20 protein-coding genes are annotated in these 21,543 nt (G+C 62.5%); 6 read left to right on the top strand and 14 right to left on the bottom strand.

The genetic code is table 11. From position 1 onward, the window contains the following. The first annotated feature begins 31 nt into the window (after window positions 1-31). Window positions 32-1,174 carry a UDP-N-acetylglucosamine 2-epimerase (non-hydrolyzing) gene (gene wecB / locus K2X73_RS03855; RefSeq protein WP_294108729.1) on the top strand — a complete coding sequence of 381 codons (1,143 nt, stop codon included), beginning with the start codon at window positions 32-34 and terminating at the stop codon, window positions 1,172-1,174. Beyond that, window positions 1,158-2,456: a UDP-N-acetyl-D-mannosamine dehydrogenase gene (gene wecC, locus K2X73_RS03850; protein ID WP_294108728.1), complete on the top strand. Its 1,299-nt coding sequence runs from the start codon at window positions 1,158-1,160 to the stop codon at window positions 2,454-2,456. The genes wecB and wecC overlap by 17 nt, the downstream gene beginning before the upstream one ends. An 8-nt stretch (window positions 2,457-2,464) precedes the next feature. Here the strand turns inward: wecC and K2X73_RS03845 are convergent, their stop codons facing one another. Further along, complete coding sequence (locus tag K2X73_RS03845) at window positions 2,465-3,454, bottom strand: peptidase M48 family protein (RefSeq protein ID WP_294108726.1); 990 nt, start codon at window positions 3,452-3,454, stop codon at window positions 2,465-2,467. Between the two features lie 128 nt (window positions 3,455-3,582). On the opposite strand from K2X73_RS03845, the gene K2X73_RS03840 reads away from it, so the two are divergent. The 3 genes from K2X73_RS03840 to K2X73_RS03830 all read left to right on the top strand — a co-directional run bounded on the left by K2X73_RS03840 (window position 3,583) and on the right by K2X73_RS03830 (window position 5,892). Beyond that, window positions 3,583-4,602, top strand: coding sequence for an NAD-dependent epimerase/dehydratase family protein (locus K2X73_RS03840; protein ID WP_294108724.1), 1,020 nt, complete (start codon window positions 3,583-3,585; stop codon window positions 4,600-4,602). Between the two features lie 83 nt (window positions 4,603-4,685). Beyond that, complete coding sequence (locus tag K2X73_RS03835) at window positions 4,686-5,447, top strand: metallophosphoesterase family protein (protein ID WP_294108722.1); 762 nt, start codon at window positions 4,686-4,688, stop codon at window positions 5,445-5,447. A gap of 193 nt (window positions 5,448-5,640) precedes the next feature. Beyond that, on the top strand, window positions 5,641-5,892 hold the full coding sequence (locus K2X73_RS03830) for a hypothetical protein (RefSeq protein ID WP_294108720.1): 252 nt from the start codon (window positions 5,641-5,643) through the stop codon (window positions 5,890-5,892). A gap of 158 nt (window positions 5,893-6,050) precedes the next feature. On the opposite strand, the gene K2X73_RS03825 is transcribed toward K2X73_RS03830, so the two are convergent. The 13 genes from K2X73_RS03825 to gmd form a co-directional block, all read right to left on the bottom strand. Beyond that, window positions 6,051-6,200 carry a DUF2474 domain-containing protein gene (locus K2X73_RS03825; protein ID WP_294108719.1) on the bottom strand — a complete coding sequence of 50 codons (150 nt, stop codon included), beginning with the start codon at window positions 6,198-6,200 and terminating at the stop codon, window positions 6,051-6,053. Beyond that, window positions 6,200-7,204, bottom strand: a complete 1,005-nt coding sequence (gene cydB / locus K2X73_RS03820; protein ID WP_294108716.1) for a cytochrome d ubiquinol oxidase subunit II — start codon at window positions 7,202-7,204, stop codon at window positions 6,200-6,202. The genes K2X73_RS03825 and cydB overlap by 1 nt, the downstream gene beginning before the upstream one ends. Then, window positions 7,201-8,610 (bottom strand): cytochrome ubiquinol oxidase subunit I, encoded by a 1,410-nt coding sequence (locus K2X73_RS03815; RefSeq protein WP_294108714.1) that lies wholly within the window; start codon window positions 8,608-8,610, stop codon window positions 7,201-7,203. Before K2X73_RS03815 ends, cydB begins: the two co-directional genes overlap by 4 nt. A gap of 132 nt (window positions 8,611-8,742) precedes the next feature. Then, a complete protein-coding gene (locus K2X73_RS03810; RefSeq protein ID WP_294108712.1) occupies window positions 8,743-9,726 on the bottom strand; it encodes an NAD-dependent epimerase/dehydratase family protein in 984 nt (327 codons plus the stop codon). 881 nt (window positions 9,727-10,607) lie between these two features. Then, the gene (locus K2X73_RS03805) at window positions 10,608-11,849 is read right to left on the bottom strand and encodes a hypothetical protein (RefSeq protein ID WP_294108710.1); all 1,242 of its coding nucleotides are present in this window, start codon (window positions 11,847-11,849) and stop codon (window positions 10,608-10,610) included. A 26-nt stretch (window positions 11,850-11,875) separates the two neighbouring features. After that, window positions 11,876-14,122, bottom strand: a complete 2,247-nt coding sequence (locus K2X73_RS03800; RefSeq protein ID WP_294108708.1) for a polysaccharide biosynthesis tyrosine autokinase — start codon at window positions 14,120-14,122, stop codon at window positions 11,876-11,878. A gap of 9 nt (window positions 14,123-14,131) precedes the next feature. Then, entirely contained in the window at window positions 14,132-14,842 is a 711-nt protein-coding gene (locus K2X73_RS03795) for a polysaccharide biosynthesis/export family protein (RefSeq protein WP_294108706.1), read from the bottom strand. A 50-nt stretch (window positions 14,843-14,892) separates the two neighbouring features. Continuing rightward, entirely contained in the window at window positions 14,893-16,251 is a 1,359-nt protein-coding gene (locus K2X73_RS03790; RefSeq protein ID WP_294108704.1) for an O-antigen ligase family protein, read from the bottom strand. Window positions 16,252-16,367: 116 nt separating this feature from the next. Next, window positions 16,368-17,534 (bottom strand): N-acetyl sugar amidotransferase, encoded by a 1,167-nt coding sequence (locus tag K2X73_RS03785; protein ID WP_294108992.1) that lies wholly within the window; start codon window positions 17,532-17,534, stop codon window positions 16,368-16,370. A gap of 38 nt (window positions 17,535-17,572) precedes the next feature. Then, window positions 17,573-18,301, bottom strand: coding sequence for an acylneuraminate cytidylyltransferase family protein (locus K2X73_RS03780; RefSeq protein WP_294108701.1), 729 nt, complete (start codon window positions 18,299-18,301; stop codon window positions 17,573-17,575). Then, window positions 18,298-19,092 carry a glycosyltransferase family 2 protein gene (locus tag K2X73_RS03775; protein ID WP_294108699.1) on the bottom strand — a complete coding sequence of 265 codons (795 nt, stop codon included), beginning with the start codon at window positions 19,090-19,092 and terminating at the stop codon, window positions 18,298-18,300. The genes K2X73_RS03780 and K2X73_RS03775 overlap by 4 nt, the downstream gene beginning before the upstream one ends. Further along, complete coding sequence (locus K2X73_RS03770; protein WP_294108697.1) at window positions 19,089-19,571, bottom strand: dTDP-4-dehydrorhamnose 3,5-epimerase family protein; 483 nt, start codon at window positions 19,569-19,571, stop codon at window positions 19,089-19,091. The genes K2X73_RS03775 and K2X73_RS03770 overlap by 4 nt, the downstream gene beginning before the upstream one ends. Further along, window positions 19,568-20,680, bottom strand: coding sequence for a GDP-mannose 4,6-dehydratase (gene gmd, locus K2X73_RS03765; protein ID WP_294108991.1), 1,113 nt, complete (start codon window positions 20,678-20,680; stop codon window positions 19,568-19,570). The genes K2X73_RS03770 and gmd overlap by 4 nt, the downstream gene beginning before the upstream one ends. A gap of 239 nt (window positions 20,681-20,919) precedes the next feature. Between gmd and hisH the strand changes: the two genes are divergently transcribed. Continuing rightward, on the top strand, window positions 20,920-21,543 hold the full coding sequence (hisH, locus tag K2X73_RS03760) for an imidazole glycerol phosphate synthase subunit HisH (RefSeq protein ID WP_294108695.1): 624 nt from the start codon (window positions 20,920-20,922) through the stop codon (window positions 21,541-21,543).

The following is a 21,543-nucleotide window of genomic DNA, read 5'->3' as shown; positions in this document are numbered from 1 at the left end:
GCCTTAAGCACGTCGCGCTAAAGCGGCGGGCATGGCCGCGCCCAAAGTCCTCCCCAAAATCCTCGTCGTCTTCGGTACCCGGCCGGAGGCGATCAAGCTGTTCCCCGTCGTCCGCGCGCTGCAGGCGCGTGGCGACCTGAGCGTGCGCAGCTGCGTCACCGCGCAGCATCGCGGGCTGCTCGATCAGGTGCTGGCGATCGCAGGCATCACGCCCGACATCGATCTCGACCTGATGGAGCCCGGCCAGACGCTCGACCGGCTGACCGCGCGGCTGCTGACCGGCTTGGGCGAAGTGATGGACGCCGAGCGGCCCGATCGGGTGATCGTGCAGGGCGATACCGCGACCGCGATGGTCGGCGCGCTCGCCGCTTACTACCGGCGCATCCCCGTCAGCCATGTCGAGGCGGGATTGCGCTCGGGCGACATCTACCAGCCCTTCCCCGAAGAGGTGAACCGCCGGATCGTCGCGCCGATCGCCGACCAGCATTTCGCCCCCACCCAAACCGCCGCCGATGCGCTCGCCCGCGAAAACATCGCGCCGGCGCACATCCACGTCACCGGCAACACCGTGATCGATGCGCTGCTCGCCACCCAGGCGCGGCTCGGCGAGCAACCCGCGCTCGCCGCCGGCCTTGATGCGATCGCCGCGCGCTTCGCCGGCAAGCGGCTGATCCTCGTCACCACCCATCGGCGCGAGAATTTCGGCGGCGGGATGGAGGCGATCGCCCGCGCGCTCGCCCGCATCGCCGCGCGAGGCGACGTGGCGATTCTCTTCCCGGTCCACCCCAACCCCAATGTCGTGCAGGTGATGGACCGCATCCTGGGCGACCACGCCAACATCGCCCGGATCAATCCGCTCGATTACCCGCATTTCGTCCGCGCTTTGGGCCTCGCGCACATCGTCCTCACCGATTCGGGCGGGGTGCAGGAGGAAGCCCCCGCGCTCGGCAAGCCCGTGCTGGTGATGCGCGAGACGACCGAGCGCCCCGAAGGCGTCGCCGCCGGCACCGCCCGGCTGATCGGCGCCGACGAAGCCCGCATCGTTTCCGAAATCTTTACGCTGCTCGACGATGGTGCCGCGCATCAGGCGATGGCCCGCGCGCACAATCCGTTCGGCGATGGCCATGCCTCGGCACGTATTGCGAGGATCGTGGCGGATGGTTTCGGGCTCTGACATCAAGGTTTGCGTCGTCGGCCTCGGCTATATCGGCCTGCCGACGGCGGCGGTGATCGCCCGCACCGGCGTGCCCGTGCTCGGCATCGACGTGTCCGAAGAGGTGGTCGCCACCGTCAACTCGGGCAAGGTGCATATCGAGGAAGTCGATCTCGACGGCCTCGTCTCGGGCGTGGTCGCGCGCGGTTCGTTGCGCGCCGCGACCCAGATCGAACCCGCCGACGTGTTCGTGATCGCGGTGCCGACGCCGTTCAAGGAAGGCCATCAGCCCGATATCGGCTATGTGCTGAAGGCCGCGACCAACGTGGCGGCGGTGCTGAAGGCGGGCGATGTCGTGATCCTCGAATCGACCTCGCCGGTCGGCACCACCGAACAGGTGCGCGATCTGCTCGCGCGGCTGCGCCCCGATCTGAAGATGCCGGGGCTGACGCGTGAACTGGCCGATGTCGCGATCGCCTATTGCCCCGAACGCGTGCTGCCGGGCCGCATCCTGGTCGAGCTGATCGACAATGATCGGGTGATCGGTGGCATCACCCCGCGCTGCGCGCGCAAGGCGCTGAGCTTCTACCGCCGCTTCGTGCGCGGGGCCTGCGTCACCACCAGCGCGCGCGCGGCGGAGATGACCAAGCTCACCGAAAACGCCTTTCGCGACGTGAACATCGCCTTCGCCAACGAATTGAGCCTCGTCGCCGATCAGATGGGGGTCGATGTGTGGGAGGTGATCCGCCTCGCCAACCGCCACCCGCGCGTCAACATCCTGGCGCCCGGCCCGGGCGTGGGCGGGCATTGCATCGCGGTCGATCCCTGGTTCCTCGTCGCGCAGGCGCCCGAGCACACCCCGCTGATCCGCACCGCGCGCGAAGTGAATGACGGCAAGTGCGATTACGCGATCGAGCGCGCGACCGCGCTGATCGAGGCGCATCCGGGCCTGCCTGTCGCGTGCATGGGGCTCGCCTTCAAGGCGAATATCGATGATTTTCGCGAAAGCCCGGCGCTGAAGGTCGCGCTCGCGCTTGCCCGGCGCTTCGGCGAGCGGGTGCGGATCGTCGAGCCCTTCGCGCGCGCGCTGCCGCCGGTGTTCGCGGGCACCGGCGCCAAGCTGATCGACCTCGACGAGGCGATCGAAAGCTGCCCGGTGATGGTGGTGCTGGTCGATCACGAACTGTTCAAGTCGGTCCCGCTCGACGAGCGCGCGCGCAAGTTCGTGTACGATACGCGCGGCATCTGGCCCGATCAGCCCGCGCCAGCGATGGAGCCGGCCGATCTGCGGCTGGCGAGCTGAACCCGGCGCTACTCTATCGGCCGATCGCGCGCCGCCAGGATCGCCGGCACGACCGGCCGCGCCGCGCCGGCCGGAATCGCCGCCGCGGCCGCCTCGCTCACCTTGATCCGCTCGCTGCTTGCAGGGGTGCCGCGATCGCGGAACAGCCCGTAATCGAGCGCCCTGCCCGGCCCGCGATAGAAACGCGCCGCCAGATCGACCGGGTAACCCGCGTTATAGAGCAGGGCGACCGCGAGCTCGTCCGCCTCCAGCTCGCCCTGCTTGCGTAAGCGCGCGTTACGGCCCAGTTCGCCAACCAGCGCCCCGCTCTTCACCCCGGCCGCCGCCAGCCGGGCCTGGGTCTTCAGGATCAGATGGCCAAGCTCATGCGCCATCACCACCGCGAGGCCCTGCTCGTCGAATCGCTCGATCGACCGCGCGGCGATCGCGATGATGCCTGATTCGAGCGCGTAGCTGTCGCGCTCGAAGGTCACCTCGGCGAGCGCGCGGCAGGCGGGAATTGGGGTGATGCTTAAGTCGCGCCGGCCCGGCGCCCCGGCCAGGGTCAGTCGGATCGGTCGATCGGGAGCGCGGGCCGCGAGCCGGGCGAACAGCGCATCGCGCACGCCGGTCGATGCCGGCGCGTCACCCGGCGCGGGGGTATCGAGCGGCGCGCCGTCGATCGCGAGCAAGGCATCGTCCGGGCGTGCCCCGGCCTGCCCCGCGGGGGATTCGGGCAGCACGAGCTCGACCGCGACCGGCGCGGCGAAGCCGAAGACCGTCCTGGCACTGCCCCGCGCTGCCGGTTGATACTGGGCAAGGGTATGAAATTGCAGCCCCAGCTCGGGCTCGAGATCGCGGCACAAGGCGGCGTTGCGGGTCGTCAGCCGATACGCGATCCCCGCCAGCCGTGCGTCCGCCGCCCGCAGCGACTCGAGCGTCGCGGGCTCGACCCCGGGGGCCGCGCTCGCGCCCGGCGTCACGGCGATCAGCGCGAATAAGGGGAGCAGCAACCGCATCCCCCTTCCCTAGCCGCCCTCGCTCGCGCAGTCATCCACTTGGGTAACCGCTGGTAAGCATTCGGCTGTTACGGCACGATCGTCATGCCGGTCGCTCAGGCGACACCGGCCTTCACGGGGAGAATAGCGTGGGCTTGCAAGGCGCGAAGGTGCTGGTGACCGGGGCCGCGGGCTTTATCGGCTATCACACCTGCCAGCAGCTGCTCGCCGCCGGTGCCACGGTGTGCGGCATCGACAATTTCTCGCCCTATTACGACGTGCGGCTGAAGGAGGATCGCGCGGCGCGATTGCTGGCGCAACCGGGCTTCGCGCTGCACCGCCTGTCGATCCAGGACATGGACGCGCTGCGGACGGTGTGGACCGGCTTCGCGCCGGGCATCGTCATCCACCTCGCCGCGCAACCCGGCGTGCGCTACAGCATCGACCATCCGCGCGAGTATATCGACACCAATGTCGTCGGCACGTTCAACCTGCTCGAACTCGCGCGCCACCACCCGGTTGAGCATCTGCTGATTTCCTCGACCAGCTCGGTCTATGGCGCGAATACCCATATTCCCTTCGACGAAGGGCAGGCGATCCAGAAGCCGGTGAGCCTGTACGCCGCCACCAAGGGCGCGACCGAGCTGATCGGCCATAGCTACAGCCACTTGTTCGCCATCCCCGCCACTTATTTCCGCTTCTTCACGGTCTATGGCCCCTGGGGTCGGCCGGACATGGCGCCGTTCAAATTCACCGACGCGATCGCCGCCGGCCGCGCGATCGACGTTTACAACAACGGCGACATGGCGCGCGACTTCACCTTCGTCGACGATCTGGTCGCGGCGATCCTGGGGCTCGCGGAAGCGGTGCCGGGCAAGACGCGCATGGCGGGTGATTCGCTCTCGCCGGTCGCGCCGTTCCGGGTGGTGAACATTGGCGGCGGGCGGCAGACGCGGCTGCTCGATTTCATCGCCGAGATCGAGCGCGCGCTCGGCAAGCCCGCGATCAAGAACATGATGCCGATGCAAGCCGGCGACGTCGAAGTGACCGAAGCATCGAATCACCTGCTGCGCGCGCTGATCGGGCGCGTGCCGGAAACGCCGCCCGCGGTGGGCGTCCCGCGGTTCGTCGCCTGGTATCGCGATTATTACGGGGATCGTCTCCGCTAGGCACGGCATCGGCGGTTGTCGCGGCGCCGCGCTTCGCCTATCGCGCGCGTTCGCCCCCGATTGGGGCCACGGTCCGTCGCCCAATGCTCAAACTGTTTCGAAAAGCCGCCAAGCCCACCGCCCCCGGCCGCATTCCGCCCGGCCAGCGCGTCTATGTGATCGGCGACATTCACGGCCGGCTCGACCTGCTCGATACGCTGCTCGAACTGATCGAGGCCGACGACGCGGCGCGCCCCTCGGCCGAGCTACAGCTTATCTTCCTTGGCGATCTGATCGATCGTGGTCCGCAATCCGCGGCGGTGGTCGAGCGCGCGATGCAACTCGCCACGCAAGGGCCGTGTCGCTTCCTGATGGGCAACCACGAGGAATTGCTGCTGCGCTCGCTGGACGGCGATGAACGCGCGCTGCGGCTGTTCGCGCGGGTCGGGGGACGCGAGACGATCCTGAGCTATGGGATGGACGAGGCCACGTACAACGCGCTCGATTTCGGCGAACTGCTCGACGCGCTCCCCGGCCTGGTTCCGCCTGCGCATCGCACCTTCCTGGAAAGCTTCGAGGACATGATCGAGCTTGGCGATTATGTCTTCGTCCACGCCGGGATTCGCCCCGGAGTCGCGCTTCCTGAGCAGCGCGTCGCTGAACTGCGCTGGATTCGCGATGAGTTTCTCGATCATCCCGGGCCGCATCCGCGCATTGTTGTTCATGGCCACACCATCACGCCCCAAGTCGAATGGCGCCCGCATCGAATCGGGATCGATACCGGTGCTTACGCTAGTGGCGAACTGACTGCGCTGGCTTTGGAAAATGACGAGCGTTGGACAGTGGCAACGCCGCAACAGGCGTAAATGAGCAAGGCGCCTTCATTCGCGCGACACAATTTTTTTAGTGATTTTTGTACCAGCCAAGGCTAAGGACGACAGCCGCGGGGGTACGCAGGTTTCCGCGTGTTGACCGGTCTCGCACGGTAAAACCCAAGCCGGGTTGCCAGGCGGGATTTCCCGTGGCAGAGATAGGTTGTTGAAAAAAAGGGAGTTTAAAATGAGCTTCGCGAAGTTCCTCGTTACGGCTGCTGCCGCTTCGATGGTCGTCGCTCCGGTCGCCGCCTCGGCGAATCCGGCGTCGGCCCTGTCGATCGCTCCGGCCGCCAAGGCGGTCCGTGCGGCCCCGGCCGGCAAGAAGGCCAAGATCAGCCAGGCGGGCATCATCGCCCTCGTCGTGATCGCCGCTGGCGGCGCGATCGCCGGCATCGTGGCGGGCACCACTGGCTCGAACAACTCGACCAGCCGCTAAGACCGGTCGACACGCGACTATTGGAAAGGGGTGGCGAGCGATCGCCGCCCCTTTTCTTTTGGAGCGACTCTCTTCTTGCCGCCTTGGCTGTCAAAGGGCGCCCTAGGGTTGGTTTCAGCTTCGCTGAACCGGCGCCCGGCTGCGCCCGCGAATCTTGCCTACCCGTGCAACCACCCGCGAATCGCCGCCGCAACAACGCCCAGCGTCGCCACGCTCGCGCCCCAGATCGCCGCGAGCCACAGCAGCCGCTGCCACAGCGGCCGGTCATCGCCCCCGCCCGCGCCCTCATCCTCGCGCGGCGCACGCATCAATGATAGCCTTCGCCCACCTTGCCGCGGAACACCCAATAGGACCAGGCGGTGTAGGCCAGGATGATCGGCAGCATCACCCCCGCCCCCACCAGCATGAAGGCCTGGCTCGCCTCGGGCGCCGCCGCCTGCCAGATCGTCACGCTGCGCGGGATGATGTAGGGAAACATCGAAATGCCGAGCCCGATGAAGCTCAGCGCGAACAGCGTCAGCGCCAGGGCGAACGGCGCGATCCGGCGATGGGTGGCGAGCGCGCGCCAGAACAGCACCGAGACGATCGCGACGAGCAACGGCACCTGCGCGGTGATCAGCACGCCTGGAAAAGTGAACCACCGCTTCACATAGCTGTGCGCGAGGAACGGCGTCGCCGCCGACACCGCGACGATCGCCAGGATGGTCAGCGGCCCCAGCAGCCGCGCGAGCGCATAGGCGCGGCGTTCGGTCTCGCCTTCGGTCTTCACGATCAGCCAGCACGCACCGAGCAACGCATAGCCGATCACCACGCTCACGCCCGTCAGCACCGTGAACGGCGTCAGCCAATCGAGCCAGCCGCCGCCATAGGCCCGCCCGTTGACCGTGATCCCCTGCAGCAGCGCGCCCAGCGTCACCCCTTGCGCCAAGGCGGCGATGGTCGAGCCGGTGGTGAAGGCGAAATCCCAGAAGGGCTGGTGCGCGGGATCGCGCCAGCGGAACTCGAACGCGACCCCGCGAAAGATCAACCCCAGCAACATCGCGATGATCGGCGGATACAGTGCCGGCAGAATGATCGCATAAGCCAGCGGAAAGGCCGCGAACAGGCCGCCGCCGCCTAGGATCAGCCAGGTCTCGTTGCCGTCCCACACCGGCGCGATCGCGTTCATCGCCTGGTCGCGATCCGGGCCGCGGATGAAGCGCGGGAACAGAATGCCGATCCCCAGATCGAACCCGTCGAGCACGACATAGGCGAACACCGCGAACGCGATCAGCGCGGCCCAGATCGTCGCCAGATCATAGTTCAGGTTCACGCCGGCTGGCCCTGGCGCTGAACCTGCAAGGTCGGCGTCACCCCCGCGGTGCGGATGGGCGCGTCGCCCAGATCCGATTCGTGGACGTGGACGCCGCCGTGCATCAGCTTCAGGATATACCAAGTGCCGACGCCGAACACCGCGAAATAAACGAGCACGAACGCGACCAGTGACGCACCCACCGCGGGGGCGGCGAGCGGCGACGCGCTTTGCGCGGTCTGGAGCAGCCCGTACACGGTGTAGGGCTGGCGGCCGACTTCGGTGGTGATCCAGCCAGCGATCACCGCGACGAAGCCCGACGGGCCCATCACCAACGCCGCGCGGTGGAGCCACGCCCAGTCGAACAGCCGCCCGCGCACCCGCGCCAGCAGCGCCCACAGCGCCAAGCCCAGCATTGCGAAGCCCAAGCCCACCATCACCCGGAACGACCAGAAGACGACCGGCACCGGCGGCTGCTTGTCGCGCGGCACCCGGTCGAGCCCGGCGAGCGGGGCGTTCAGATCATGCTTCAGGATCAGCGAGGAGAGCTTGGGCAGCTCGATCGCATAATCGACGCGTTGCTCGCGCTGGTTGGGCAGCCCGAACAGGATCAGCGGCGCGCCATCTTCATGGCTTTGGAAATGCCCCTCCATCGCCGCGATCTTCGCCGGCTGATGCTCGAGCGTGTTGAGCCCCTGGGTATCGCCCGCCGCGATCTGGAGCGGCGCGACGACCGCGATCATCCCCATCGCCATCGAGAACATGATGCGCGCGAAACGGTTCTGCCGGTCCTTCAGCAAATGCCACGCGCCAACCGCGCCCACCGCGAGCGCGGTGGTGAGATAGGCGCCCGTCACGGTATGGACCAGCCGATAGGGAAAGCTGGGGTTGAAGATGATGGCCAGCCAATCACCCCCGGGCACGAACTGGCCGACGGCGTTCACCGCATAACCCCGCGGCGTCTGCATCCAGCTGTTCGCCGACAGGATCCAGAACGCCGAGATGAAGGTGCCGAGCGCGACCATGCAGGTGGCGGCGAAGTGCAGCTTCTTGCCCACCTTCTCCATCCCGAACAGCATCACGCCGAGAAAACCGGCTTCCAGGAAAAAGGCGGTGAGCACCTCATAGGCCATTAGCGGCCCCAGCACCGGCCCGGTCTTGTCCGAAAACACCGCCCAGTTGGTGCCGAACTGATAGGACATGACGATGCCCGACACGACGCCCATCGCGAAAGCGACGGCGAAAATCTTCAGCCAGAACTTGAACAGGTCGAGATAGGCTTCATCCCTGGTGCGAAGCCAGAGCGCCTCAAGCACCGCGAGGTAGCTCGCCAAGCCGATCGAAAAGCTCGGGAAAATAAAGTGGAAGCTGACCGTGAAGCCGAACTGGATGCGAGCAAGCAGGATGGGATCGACAGCCGCGAACATGGATCACCTCTTGCTGAGGTGATTTGGGGGCGGAGGATGGAAGGTGCAAGTGCTAGGGGTGGAAGCGTACGGCAGCGACTCGGAGCAACCCAAACTCTAGACGTATGAGAGCGCGTCAGTTGATCAGACCGCTCACACCAGGGCGGGAACAACGTTTCGGTCGATATGGGATAGCTGGGCCGCGTCGTCGATCCACGCCCTCGTAAGCTCGACGCCGTCCCGCCAAAAAACGGGTAATGCCGGCGCGAGCTCCTTTATTGGCGAGAGGTCGTGGCAATATTCAAGCGTCAAATTATTCAGACGGTCGCTAGTTATTGGCAAGGGGAGGCCGACGCGAACTGAGAAATCGCCTAATGCCGCCGCCGCCCGCGCGACGGTGTCCGGCACTGTTGGCACATGCCTTCCCCACCCCGCCGCAAAGGCGTTGATCCAGGCTGTCACATCAAGCGGTTGATAGTCGCCCAGATACAGGACACGACGATGAACTCTCGCGGCCGGGGCATCGACCACCGCTGCGATCTGATGTGCCAGATTGTCGATATATGCGTAAGTTTTGCGCACCGGCCCCCGCTTCAAGTGGACATAGCGCCCCTTCTTCACCAATCTCAAAATCCCGGCATAATGCTCGCTCATGCCCGGCCCCCAGATCGTTGGACAGCGCAACACTGCCCATTCGGCGCCGGCGCCATCTGCCGAACTGACCGCCGCTTCGGCAATTGCCTTCGACGCGCCATAATCGCCGACTGGGTCAAAATGATCCTCTTTCCCTGGCGGAATATCCAATCGATGGACTAATTGCGATGATATCTGCACCAAGCGTCGCTCGGAGTTTGTACATTTAAAAGCCTTCATTATGTTAGTGACCCCGATCGAATTCACCAACATTTGTGGGTTTCGCTTAACGCCTTTTAGATTGGTTTGCGCAGCACAATTCACAATCACTTTTGGCCGAAAGTCTTTCAATATCTTTACGAGGCTATCATAGTCTAAAAGATCGGCAGAAAAGCGGGCGCTGCTGGTTCGACTTATGCCCTCTGCTTCTTTTCCCTGTGCCTTGAGAACCCTCAATAGCGTTGCGCCAACGAAACCACTGCTCCCTGTCACGAGTACACGCAACACCCACCTCACCCATCACGGCTCCCTACGAAGAATGGAAAATCGGATAGCGTCGCTATGTTCCCGCTCGTAGAAATTTATTCGGATATATTGCGTTGGGATGCATTTGTTCTGTTATTGATATCGTCAAGGCGGGGTCGGGATGTGCCGGCAGTTCGCGGCGTCGCACACAGGTTGCCCCGTTCAGGGCCTGCCTTTGCGGCTCCGGTTCCCGTGTCGGCGCGCCGAACATGCGGGGGCAGGTAGGAAAATCCCAGCGGCGTGACGCTCCCAACGCTCGGAAGCTATCCGCTTGAACTAGTGTCGCACAGGAAAACGGCGGGTGGCACCAATCACCACGGCTTACATTTCGCTGAGACCCATGGCTGGGGCTAGGCCGTCACGATCTCGATCCGGCTACATCGGTACGAACCTAAGCATGTTGCTGGTGGCAGAGTGGCGGGACCGCGCTCACGCCGAAATCGGACCATTACCGTCGAACCTGGCCTTGCCGTCGCGTCTGCTCGTTGGCAGCCCGAAACGAGGAGGTCCCATTAGCCAGCGGATCGAAAGATTGATCGAGCCGGTTCCGAAAACGGGACTGGATTCGGCTGGAAACGCGCGTACTGAGCCGTGCCGTGGCGACCACCCCGGTCACATCCTGGCGAGTCCGGCGCGTGCCGGTTCGCCCGGCGATAGAGGTGGGCGTCTGCCCCGGCGTTGCCTGCCTGACCGCACTGTTGCCGACAGGCTGCGGCGGTGGCAGCGGCAAATCATTATCATCTGCGTCCGAGCCCCGAATCTGGCCGTGAGCAACGGTTGGGGCGACGATCGGTGTGCCGGCAACGAGCAGGGCCGCGGCAAGCCGGACAAAGAGACGATAAAGACGCACGCCGTACATCCTATTTGGGCCGCGCGCCGCCGCTCGCGGCCGACGCGGCGTTGCTTCCCTGCACCGGTCGAAGCGCCACGTAGCTCAGCTGGCCGGTGACACCTTCCACGGACTCGGACGGGCGGATCGTGAAGGCAAGTTGCTGAACCGCGCAGCCGTTCGTAACCGTTACCAATCCGGCAAATCGGCCACGACCGTTTTCGGACGGCGGAACGGCTACCTGTCCGAGTTCACGCCCGTCAGCCATGCAACTCAGCGCCCAATAGGGCCAAGCGTTAGCGGCAGGCCGCAAATCGATACTCTCGCCTTCAATTCTGTAGCTGCCTGGTGGCAGAACGAGACGCTGTCGCAGCACCACGCCACCAACCGTCGGCGCGGTGGAAAACGCAAAGAGGCCGCGGTCAGCGCCGCGCTGGATTGTACCCGAGAGGCCTTCGTCGTTGATCGACACCCAGTCCAGCTGAGAGGGAGAGTCGGCTGATCCGGTGAAATAGGGGTCATTCGAACGGTGCCGATCCGCGTCGGGATGGAAGCTGCGGTAAAACGCCCAGGCGGCTTCGGGCTTCGCGCCGAGCAGCCGGTCGACCAGGATGTTGCGACTGGTGGTCGCAACGGGCACCCCTGATGCGCTAAGCTGTTGAAAAAGCCCAGCGGTTTGCACGGGCGATTTGGTGTTGATCGCTAAATAAGTGATGAACGATTCACTCCATAACGGTTTTTTCTGGAGCGTTTTAGTCAGTGAGAGCGCGATGGCAGGGTCAGTGCTAGCAGTGGCAAGCACGGGGAACAGGATCTCACCCGCGCCAGGCTGTGTCCGCAGGGCAATATCATAATGCCGCAGCGCACCAGGAATATTCCCTTGTCTCACCGCGTCCTCGATCAGCCACAGCTCCGTGGGCAAATCACGGCGGGTTAAACGGGCAGCATACTCAAAGAGGCGGGCCGCCCTGGCGGCGTTACCGTTCAACTGGGCGACAAGACCCAGCGTACCCACGGCCGCCACCGCCGTCGCGTCTTGCAGCAATGCACGTTCAGCGAGCTGGGTCACGCCGCCTTGATTATCGGCGACGTCGTTCTCGAGCATCTTACGTGCCCAGGCGCCGCTCACACGCCCATTCCCCGGCGCGAGTTGATGAGCAAGCTCGGGTGCCTGCTCCGTCAGCACAACCGCAAGCGACTGCGTGACGATTGCGTAACCCGCGCCGACGGCGCAAAGCGCCAGGGCAAGGCCCTTAATCCCACCGCCGAACAAGCGCCGGGTAGGGTGGGCAAATCTGCTCATCCCCGCCGGGAGACCTTCTCGCCATCACTCAACCGATTATGGCCATAATCAAAACCGGCGCCATAGCCATAGCCATAGCCATAGCCATACCCATAACCATAGCTGGCACGCTTCGCCTCGAATTTCGTAAGCACGCCGCCGAACAAGCGAGCGTTAGCGGCCGAGAGGCGCCCCAGCGCGGTCTTTACCTGGGTGACCCGAACACTATGCGATTCGATCGCGAAGACGACGCCTTCCACGCGGCTCGCGATCAGTGGTGCATCTGCCAGCCCCATCACTGGTGGCGCGTCGATCACAACGTGATCGTAGGTGCTCAACAGCCGTTCGATGAGCACTGCGAGGCGGTTACCGCCGAGAAGCTCAGCGGCATTTGGCGGCAACGGTCCGGCCGTGATCGCATCGAAGCCGTAGTCAGGCACGGGAATGATCATCGGTTCGACGTCATCTTGCCCCGCAAGGAAATTGCTCAGCCCCAGATCATGCCTCGCGCCGATCAGCAAATGCACCGATGGCGAGCGCATATCCGCGTCGATGAGTACGACCCGACGACGGCCTCGAGCCAGAACCGTGGCCAGTGATAGGGCGGTCGAGGATTTGCCCTCGGCCGGCCGCGTCGAGGTTACCGCGAGCGAACGCGGCATCCCGTGCTCGGTGGTGAAAGACAAACTAGTCTGGATCGCCAGATACGCCTCGACGAAATTGGATTTGCGATCCAGCAAAGCAACTTCGGGAGCCTGGTCCTCAATCTTGGGCACCACGCCCAACATTGGGATGCCAAGCTGGCGTTCCAATTCGCCAGGATCCGCGATCGTTTCGTCCAGCTGTTCCAGAACCATTGCGGCCGCAGCACCCAAGCCTAGGCCAATCAACATCGCCAGCGCGAGGTTTACCAGCAGCTGCGGGCTGGAAGGATGATCCGGAATAACAGCGCGATCCACAAAGGATACGTTGTTGATGCCGACACCACCGGCAACGCCGATCTCCTTGAACCGCTGCAACAGTCCATCATACAACGCCCGGTTAGTATCCACTTCTTGCTGGAAGATATTATACTGGATGCTACGGGTTCTTAGGTCGAGATAGTCGCTCTTCAGCTGCTCCACTCGCGCACGAAGGCCACTTTCACGGCTTTCTGCCTGGAGATAGTCTGCGCGAATGGCGCCGGCAACTCGCGCCTCTTCACGACCGATAGCGCGATCGAGATCATCGATCTGCGATTTCAGCGCAAGCGCGGGAGCATAGCGAGGCTCGAACTGGGTAAGCAGCCGCTGATAATCCGCAGAAAGTTCGGCACGGCGCTGGCGCAAAGAGTTGATTGCCTGGTTTCGCAAAGCTTCGCTCGAAGCACCGCCACTGCCCAGCTGGCGATAACGCGCCTCGGCTTCGACCCGCTCTGCGACCGCCTGCGACAACGCCGTGCTGAGCGCGGCGAGTTCATCGGCGACGATCGAACGCTCGCTTGTCGCTCCCTGGCCGTTGCTTTGCGCGGGAAGATTGATGATCCGTTGCGACGCTGCATAGCCGACAAGCTGCCGCTGGGACGCATCCAAGCGCGCCTTCGCCTGCGCCAGCTCTCGCTGCAACAGGTTTCGGCCATAGGACGTCGCCTGGACCTTTCGCTCTAGGTTTGTCTGGATGAAGCTTTCCGCCCACGCGTCCGCGACCTGCGCTGAAAAAGCAGGGCGCGGACTTGTAAAGTTTATGTCAACCAGACGCGAAAGTCGCGTTGGGGTAATGGCCACGTGTAATAACAAGATTTCACCGGCCAAACGCCGCCGCTCATTGCGTCCGCTGGAGACGTAACGGCCGTTGATCTTAGCGAAAGCAGATCCCTGCTCCTTTACCTTGAACATTTCATAAAAAGAGCGGTCGTCGATAATACCCATCGTTGACGCGACACGTTCCGCCAAGCTCTTCGACTTAAGCAGCCCATATTGCGTTTGGTAAAATTCCTGATCGGCAACGTTTTCTTCACGCTCGACACCCTGAAAGTTCGTTACCCGATTGGATTCACGAGCGATTTCAATGGTCGTTGTCGCCGTATAGAGCGGAGTCTTAAGCAGCGTTACGACAACCCCGATGGCGACACAAGCCAGGACGAAGCCCAAAATAACGAAGCGCCAGCGCAACGCGATCCGCAGATATTGGCGGATGAGCGGCATGTTACTTTGGGCTGGCGGTTGCACGGGGGCCAGCCCCGGAACCACCAAATCCCCGCGCCCAGGCGATGTCACGATGTTCATCAATCAACCTTACCGAATAATCGCAATGAGGGGCGCCGAAAGCAGTGGCGACAGAGCCACGAAATCGCGGAACAGGCGCCGTTGCGGCGAATCACCGACGACGATGACGTCATTGGCGTAGATCGCTGGATCGGCATAGACACCGCGGCGGATGGCACCGACATTGTACAAGGCCGCCATGCGCTGCCCCTTCACGGTACGCAGAATGACCACGTCGTTTTGCCGCGCATATTCCGTCAGCCCCTTCGCAGAGGCGATCGCACGCATAAGGGTCATTTGGTTGGTCACCGGGTAAAGTCCGGGCTCAACGACCTGGCCGTCAATAGTTGCGACCTGACTGACCGAGCTCTTGATGTTGACGACGACGTCGGGATCCTTGACGAAACGTGCGCGCAACGCAGCTTCGATCGAGCGCGCCAGTTCTTCGGCGGTTTTCCCACGCGCGTCGAGCGTGCCGACCAGGGGCATCGCAATCCGGCCGCTGGCGTCGATCTGAATTTCCCGGCTGAAATCCGGGATGTTAACGACCTCGACCACGATCGTATCAAGCGGACCTATCAATGCCGGACGATCCGAAGCAACCAGATCGGCCCGTTCGGGCGCGGGAAGGCTGCTGGCGTCCTGCACCACCGTTAGGCCGGGCGCTGACTCGATCGACGTCTTACCGGCGCAGGCCGATAGGGCTACCACAAGGATCAGCGCGGGTGTAATCTTGCGCATGCTTTTCGTCACTCGGTGTTTGGATGGCGGTCGTATAGGCGCTAGGCCATTCATGGTAAAGGGCGAGGCGGGGCGCTTCGCCGCGTCCGGGTGGAGCTTGGGTCGATTGGCGCTTTAGAAGTCGCCAGCCAAAGCGCCGCAACGATCAGTATTTCCATCATCAGCGGCGTTCGCAGCGGATAGTCGAACAGGCTGGCGATCAGCAACACCAGCACCATGACCGACCCAGGTTGCGCCAGATTGCCCAGGGCCGGACGACGCCAGGCTTGCACGCTTGCAAAAGCCCACCAGGACAAACAGCACAGCAACAAGAGCGCACCCGCCATCCCACCGTCGAGCACCACTTCAAGCACGTCGTTATGGGCGTGGTTCAGATAGGTGAGGCGAAGCAAGCGATCTGGCTCATGCAGCCGGAAGATTGGGTCGAAGCTCCCGAAACCGGTGCCGACGGGAAAATAATCAGAAATCATCTGCGTGATGGTCGAAAAGCTTCGGCTGCGCAGGTCCTCACCCACGCTCAGCGTTGCCAGCCGTTCAATCGAGGCGGCACGACGCGCCCCAACGCTGACCAGCGTCAGGCCGAGCACGGCCAACAGCGCGCTTCCAATCAGCGCGGGAGCTGCCCAGCGGGGCAGACGCACCGCCGCCGCACGCAGCCCCCGCCAGGTTCCCACCGCGGCAAACACAATTGCGACGCTACCCGCCGTCAAACCGACCCTAGAACCGCTGGCCAGGATCAGCAGCAGAAAGACCAAGACCAGGCCAATTGCAACGGGTGCGCGCCAGGCAAGTCCGCCTGGATGCATCAGCGCCCAGTAGGGCGCGATGACGGAACCCAGCGCCATGAATACGGCAAAGTGGTTGCGGTTGGAGAAGCTACCGCTGACTTCCCCCGGTGCCAAGTCCGCCAACGGCACATCGATATTGAACCCCGATGCCTGCAGCACCGCGATCAGTGCGACCATGCTGATCTGCGCCAAAACCAGCGTCGGCAGAACCTGGCGTTCACGGCTCCGCAAGCCGAGCGCCAACACGAATACGGCGAGCGGGACCGACAACGACCCCAGAGCATTGACCGTCGCCGAAGGTACCAGGCTCAGGGGACGCCAAGGTTGTGGCCGACCGGCAAGCACCGCGGCTTCGGCGAACAGAGCACGTCCGGGCAAGGCCTGCCAAAGCGCGGGCGGTAACGGTACAAGCTGCACGCCCACCAATAGGATTGTCGCTCCCAGCAGCCACGCGACCGGCCGGGCACCCCGCCAAACACCGATCGGCTGGAACAGCAGGACCATCGCCAACGCCACAAAGGCACCGGCCCGAACGATCGCTTGTGCCATAAGGTCGGCACGCGATGCCCCGCCGGCCGAGGTCAACAGCAGGCCGAAGGCACATACCAAGACCAGCGCCATGCTGATCGAGAAACGGGGGGATCGCGAAGTGGACGGGGCCATCGAAACCAACTCACTCGATCAGGCAGATGAACGGCACAAGCGCGACAAACACCGTGCCATACAATCAGGCCAGCTTATCGCTTGTCCGGACCGAGCGGCACGTTCGCATTGTCGGTTCGATCCCATTCTTCGAAATCGGGCATCACTGGCCCGGTTTCGACCTGAGACGGGTCAAACTGCCACGGATGCACCTGGTGCGGTTTCAAGGTTTCATAATATTCGTCTTCGCTCATTTTCAGAATGTCAAGGAACCAGTCCATCGAAGCTGGCCGTTTTCCATCATACTGATATTCGATTTCTTCGGCTTCTTCGCGCGTTTTCTTTCCGTTTCGAATGTCGATCGAAAGAAGATGATTGGCGCGACCATAGCCCCGCTTCACGAATTTGGAGTAATCACGCATGCCCTGGAAGGTACATTCGATCTTCTCGTAGTCATATTCGGGGGGCACGCCTTCAACCGGCTGTCCCTTCCAACCAAGCTCACGTTTGATCAGGTCAACGTTTGCCTTCGTATCCCACTCGATATAGTTGCCAAGACAGATCGAGCGCACTTTAAGGCGGATCAGATCCTTACGCTTGGGATAATCGAACATCCACAAGTCGCGCCGATCGACACGGCCCTGCAGGAACTCATACATGTCATCCGCGGTAATGCCCTGGTTCATGAGGCGGTTGAAGCGCTTCTCGTCAACTTCCTCCATCTCTTCGAACGTATACCAGCTATGATACTCCGCCGTGCTTTCGCCCCAGAACAGCAGCGGGGTTTCAAACCGCACCGCCATGTGCATCACGCCGGCATAGATACCGGTGTGGCAATGCCAGCAAAAATCGCCGCGGCGTTTAAATGACTCAAGCATGGTTTCACGCACGACGTGCCAGCTCGGCGTAAACTCAACGACGTCAACACCCAATTGCTTAAAAACAGAAGTATTGTTCTGCTCAACCAATGGGCGGTAGCCCCAGTGGTTATAGCGAACCACGAGCGGTTTCAGCTTCAATACGCGCACGATGTAATAAAGTTGAAAGACCGAGTCTTTACCACCCGAATAGGGAACGACACAGTCGTAAAGACCCTTGCCCTTATACTCGGCAATCAATTCTTGCAGTTGCTTGCCGCGGGCCTCCCAGTCGATCTTGTCTTTCTTGAATTCGATCTGGCGGCAGACACTGCAAACGCCTGCATCGTCGAAAGTGATGGTGTCCACGGTTTCAGGAACAAGACACCGCACACATTTCCGCATAACAAATTCCTCAGGCATGTCGCGGAGCCGGCCAATCCCTAGGCCTGTGCCTCACGCAGTCGATGCGCCATTAGCGCTTCAATGCACACAAAGTCCACCAGATCATCTATCTCGAGCGCCTTGAAGCGATCGGTCACATAACCAAGCGTGTGCTCATGGGCGAAACTGCGGGTGCGGCGGAGCGCGGCAACGCTAGAGATATAGAGCGACCCGTCCAGCGCGAACACCGGATCAAGGTCTTGCCGCCTCGGCAACGCCGCAAACGAGTCCGACAGCAGCGGTCGTATCGTGCCGTCCTGGTCGCGTCGCACCGCAAAAGCGGGGTGGCTCGTCTCTAACGGCGTCACGCCCACGATGGCCTCGGCCGATGTGTTTGCCGCCACAAGCTGCTCGAGCGCAGCGTCGACATCGCTCGCCTCGGTCATCGGCGAGGTCGGCTCCAGCAGCACCAGATAATCATATGCATCGCCCACTGCTTCAAGCGTATCGAGCGCGTGAAGGATGAAGTCGATCGAGGCGGCGGTATCGCTCGCTAGCGCCGCAGGACGCAGAAAGGGAGCCTCCGCGCCATGCTCGACCGCGATCGCCGCATATCCTGCGTCATCCGTGGAGATAACCGTGCGATCGACATAGCGCGATCCGCGCGCGGCACACACCGGCCACGCCAGTAGCGGCTTGCCATGCAAGGGCCGGATATTCTTGCCCGGCAGCCCCTTTGATCCAGCGCGCGCTGGCACGAGCGCGAGCACCCGGCGGCCATTGATCACGGCTCAAAACCCAAGGGCGGCAGTACCACATTGCGCGCCCGCGACCGCTGCAATGTGCGGTCAATAATCTTCGCCACCAAAAACATCGTCGGCGAACTCTTGATGCCGTTAGCCCGCAATCCGCGTCGCAATTCGCTGTTTTGGCGCGCGATGCTCCGCCAATTGCCGCCAGTCGTACCACCGTCGCGCATAATCACCCATATATCGTCGACATGGGCGTCGGTAATTCCGAACCGGCCGAATATCCGGCCCATAAACTCGCCATCAGCGGCCATCCGATATGAAAGATCGAAGCCGCCTGCCCGCTCATAAACGCGCCGGCGCAGGAAGAGCGTGGGATGGGCCGGATAAAAACCACGTTGAATTCTTTTCGCGGTGCTTTTCTGGCTACGCCAAAGGCGCGTGACCTTCGAAACATCGTCGCGATCGACATAAACCAGATTGGCATGAACCGCATCGAGCGATGGGTCGGCATCGAACTTCGCCATTACCTGCTCGATCACCCTGGGGTGAGCGTAGAAATCGTCGGAGTTCAAGAAACCGATCACCTCGCCGGTCGCGAGAGCCAATCCCTTGTTATAGGCGTCGTAAATGCCTTTATCTGGCCCGGAAACAACGCGGCCGACCCGGCGCCCTTCCGCCTTGACCACCTCTAATGTGTTGTCCTTCGATGCGCCGTCGACGATGATGTGCTCGATATTGGCATAGGTTTGCACCTCGATCGATTTCAACGTGTCGCGGATCGTGGCTGCGGAATTATAGCAAGCCGTGAGCAACGTGATCTTGGTCATATAGTCACCGGATGGAGGGGCGGCGCGAGACGGTCCTTGTCGGACAGGATGGGATCAACAATCCCCATCACATCGCGCAACCACGCAGTAACGGAAAAGGCTTGTTCAGCGCCAGGATCGTAACGCCCCTGGCAGATATATTCGAACACGGTATCGTCGCAGGCATAGAAGCCGTGCGCGAAATGTGCCGCGATGCGAACCCAGCCGTCAGCCGCTGTGATCGTGCGGTGAACGATGGATCGCTGCGGGTCGTCGAGCGAAGCCAGCACGTCGACGATCCGGCCCGACACCACTCGAATGATCTTGGTCTGTGGGGCAGGCGCCAACTGGGCGTGGAGGCCGCGAAACACACCAGCCCGGCTGAATGACCGCTTCAGCACCAGATCGCCGCTTTCATGCAGTACCTGCAGCCAACCGCGCGTATCTTCAAATCGTGGCGCGCTTGCTTCAAGCAGCGGAAACGCGTCGTCCAGGCTCACAATGTCACACCGCGCACGACCGCACGTTTGCGCGCCGAGAGAAGATCGGACTCCATCATCTCGTCAACCATCGCGTCGAAGCTGATCTCGGGCGTCCAGCCAAGTTCGGCCTTCGCCTTGCTGGCATCGCCGAGCAGCGTCTCGACTTCCGAAGGGCGGAAATACTGTGGATCGACACGAACAATCGTCTGGCCCACGTTGATCGCGGGGCAACGCCGTTCGATGGCGTCGGGGTCGATCGCGACGACCACCGCGTGCTCGTCAATTCCTTGCCCATGCCAAGCAAGCGTTACGCCGATCCGGCGAGCCGCCTGCTCGACAAAATCACGGACGCTGTATTGAACGCCCGTCGCGATGACATAGTCCTGCGGCTGATCTTGCTGCAGCATCAACCACTGCATCCGAACATAGTCCTTCGCATGCCCCCAATCGCGGAGCGCATCGAGGTTGCCAAGATAAAGGCAGCTGGATCCGCCTTGCGCAATTTCAGCTAGCCCACGGGTAATCTTGCGCGTGACAAAAGTCTCGCCCCGGCGCTCGGACTCGTGATTGAACAGGATGCCGTTGCAGGCATACATGCCGTATGCCTCCCGATAGTTCACGACAATCCAGTAAGCGTAAAGCTTGGCGACCGCATAGGGGCTGCGCGGGTAGAAAGGCGTGGTTTCCCGTTGAGGTATCTCGCGGACATCGCCGTATAGCTCCGAAGTCGAAGCTTGATAGAAGCGTGTCTTCTTCTCCATGCCCAGGAAGCGGATAGCCTCAAGTAGCCGCAGCGTCCCGATCGCATCAACGTCGGCGGTGTATTCTGGGGATTCAAAACTTACCGCGACATGGCTTTGCGCGCCAAGGTTGTAAATCTCGTCCGGTCGCGTCTCATGAATGATGCGGACGAGATTACCTGTATCAGTCAGATCACCGTAATGCATGGTGAATCGAACACCGGCCTCATGTCGATCCTGGTAAATATGATCAACGCGCTCGGTATTAAACAAGCTCGATCGCCGTTTGATACCATGGACCGTATAGCCCTTTTCAAGCAAAAGCTCCGCCAGATACGAGCCATCCTGGCCAGTTACGCCCGTAATCAGCGCCGTCTTACCACTCATCTTATCAGTAACCCCGGTTTTTGCCATCGCCCCAAATCACGCCCTCCCGTTTGCAGTGCATTAAGGGAAAGTTGGCGCGCACCCCAGCGACGACTCGACGCCTCGCTGGCGGATTGGGCGGAGAAAATCAACCGGCCACGCGCGTTTTGCGTGCCGACGCAAGCGCGCTGGGGATCGGCGAACGCAGCGGGGTTTCGCCGCGCTCTTGATTGTTGAGGCGGCGCGAGTAAACGCGCGCCATGACCACGGCAATCATTGATTACGGCATGGGCAATGTCCGTTCGCTGTCAAACGCCTTGGAATATGTGGGCAACGACGTTGTGCTGACGAAGGACCCCGGCGCGCTCGCCGACGCCGATCGATTGCTGCTGCCCGGCGTTGGCGCGTTTGGTGATGCGATGGCGGCGATCAATGCCAGCGGTTTACGGCCGTTGCTCGATCGGCTCGCGCTGGAGGAACGCAAGCCGGTCCTTGGCGTGTGCCTTGGGATGCAGCTGTTCGCCAAACGGAGCCTAGAGCACGGCGTTCACGAGGGGCTGGGCTGGCTCGACGCGGAGGTCTTGCCGATGCGCCCTACCCCACCCTCCAAAGTGCCCCATGTCGGCTGGAACGCAATCACGCCGATGCCCGCGCACGATTGGCTGTTCGACGGGCTCCCGGCTGGCGAGAGCGACTTTTATTTCGTCCATTCGTTCCACATGGTCTGCCACGACTCCGTCGATTGCGCCGCCACCTGTGAACATGGCGGCACATTCACTGCAGCTGTTGCCCGCGGCAACCTTGTCGCCACTCAGTTTCACCCCGAGAAGAGCCAGGACAATGGCCTGCAGCTATTGACCAACTGGCTGAACCGCGAATTTTAA

The organism is Sphingomonas sp., from assembly GCF_019746665.1.
In the GTDB taxonomy this organism is placed as follows: domain Bacteria; phylum Pseudomonadota; class Alphaproteobacteria; order Sphingomonadales; family Sphingomonadaceae; genus Sphingomonas.
This window is presented reverse-complemented; position numbering and strand designations above follow the sequence as displayed.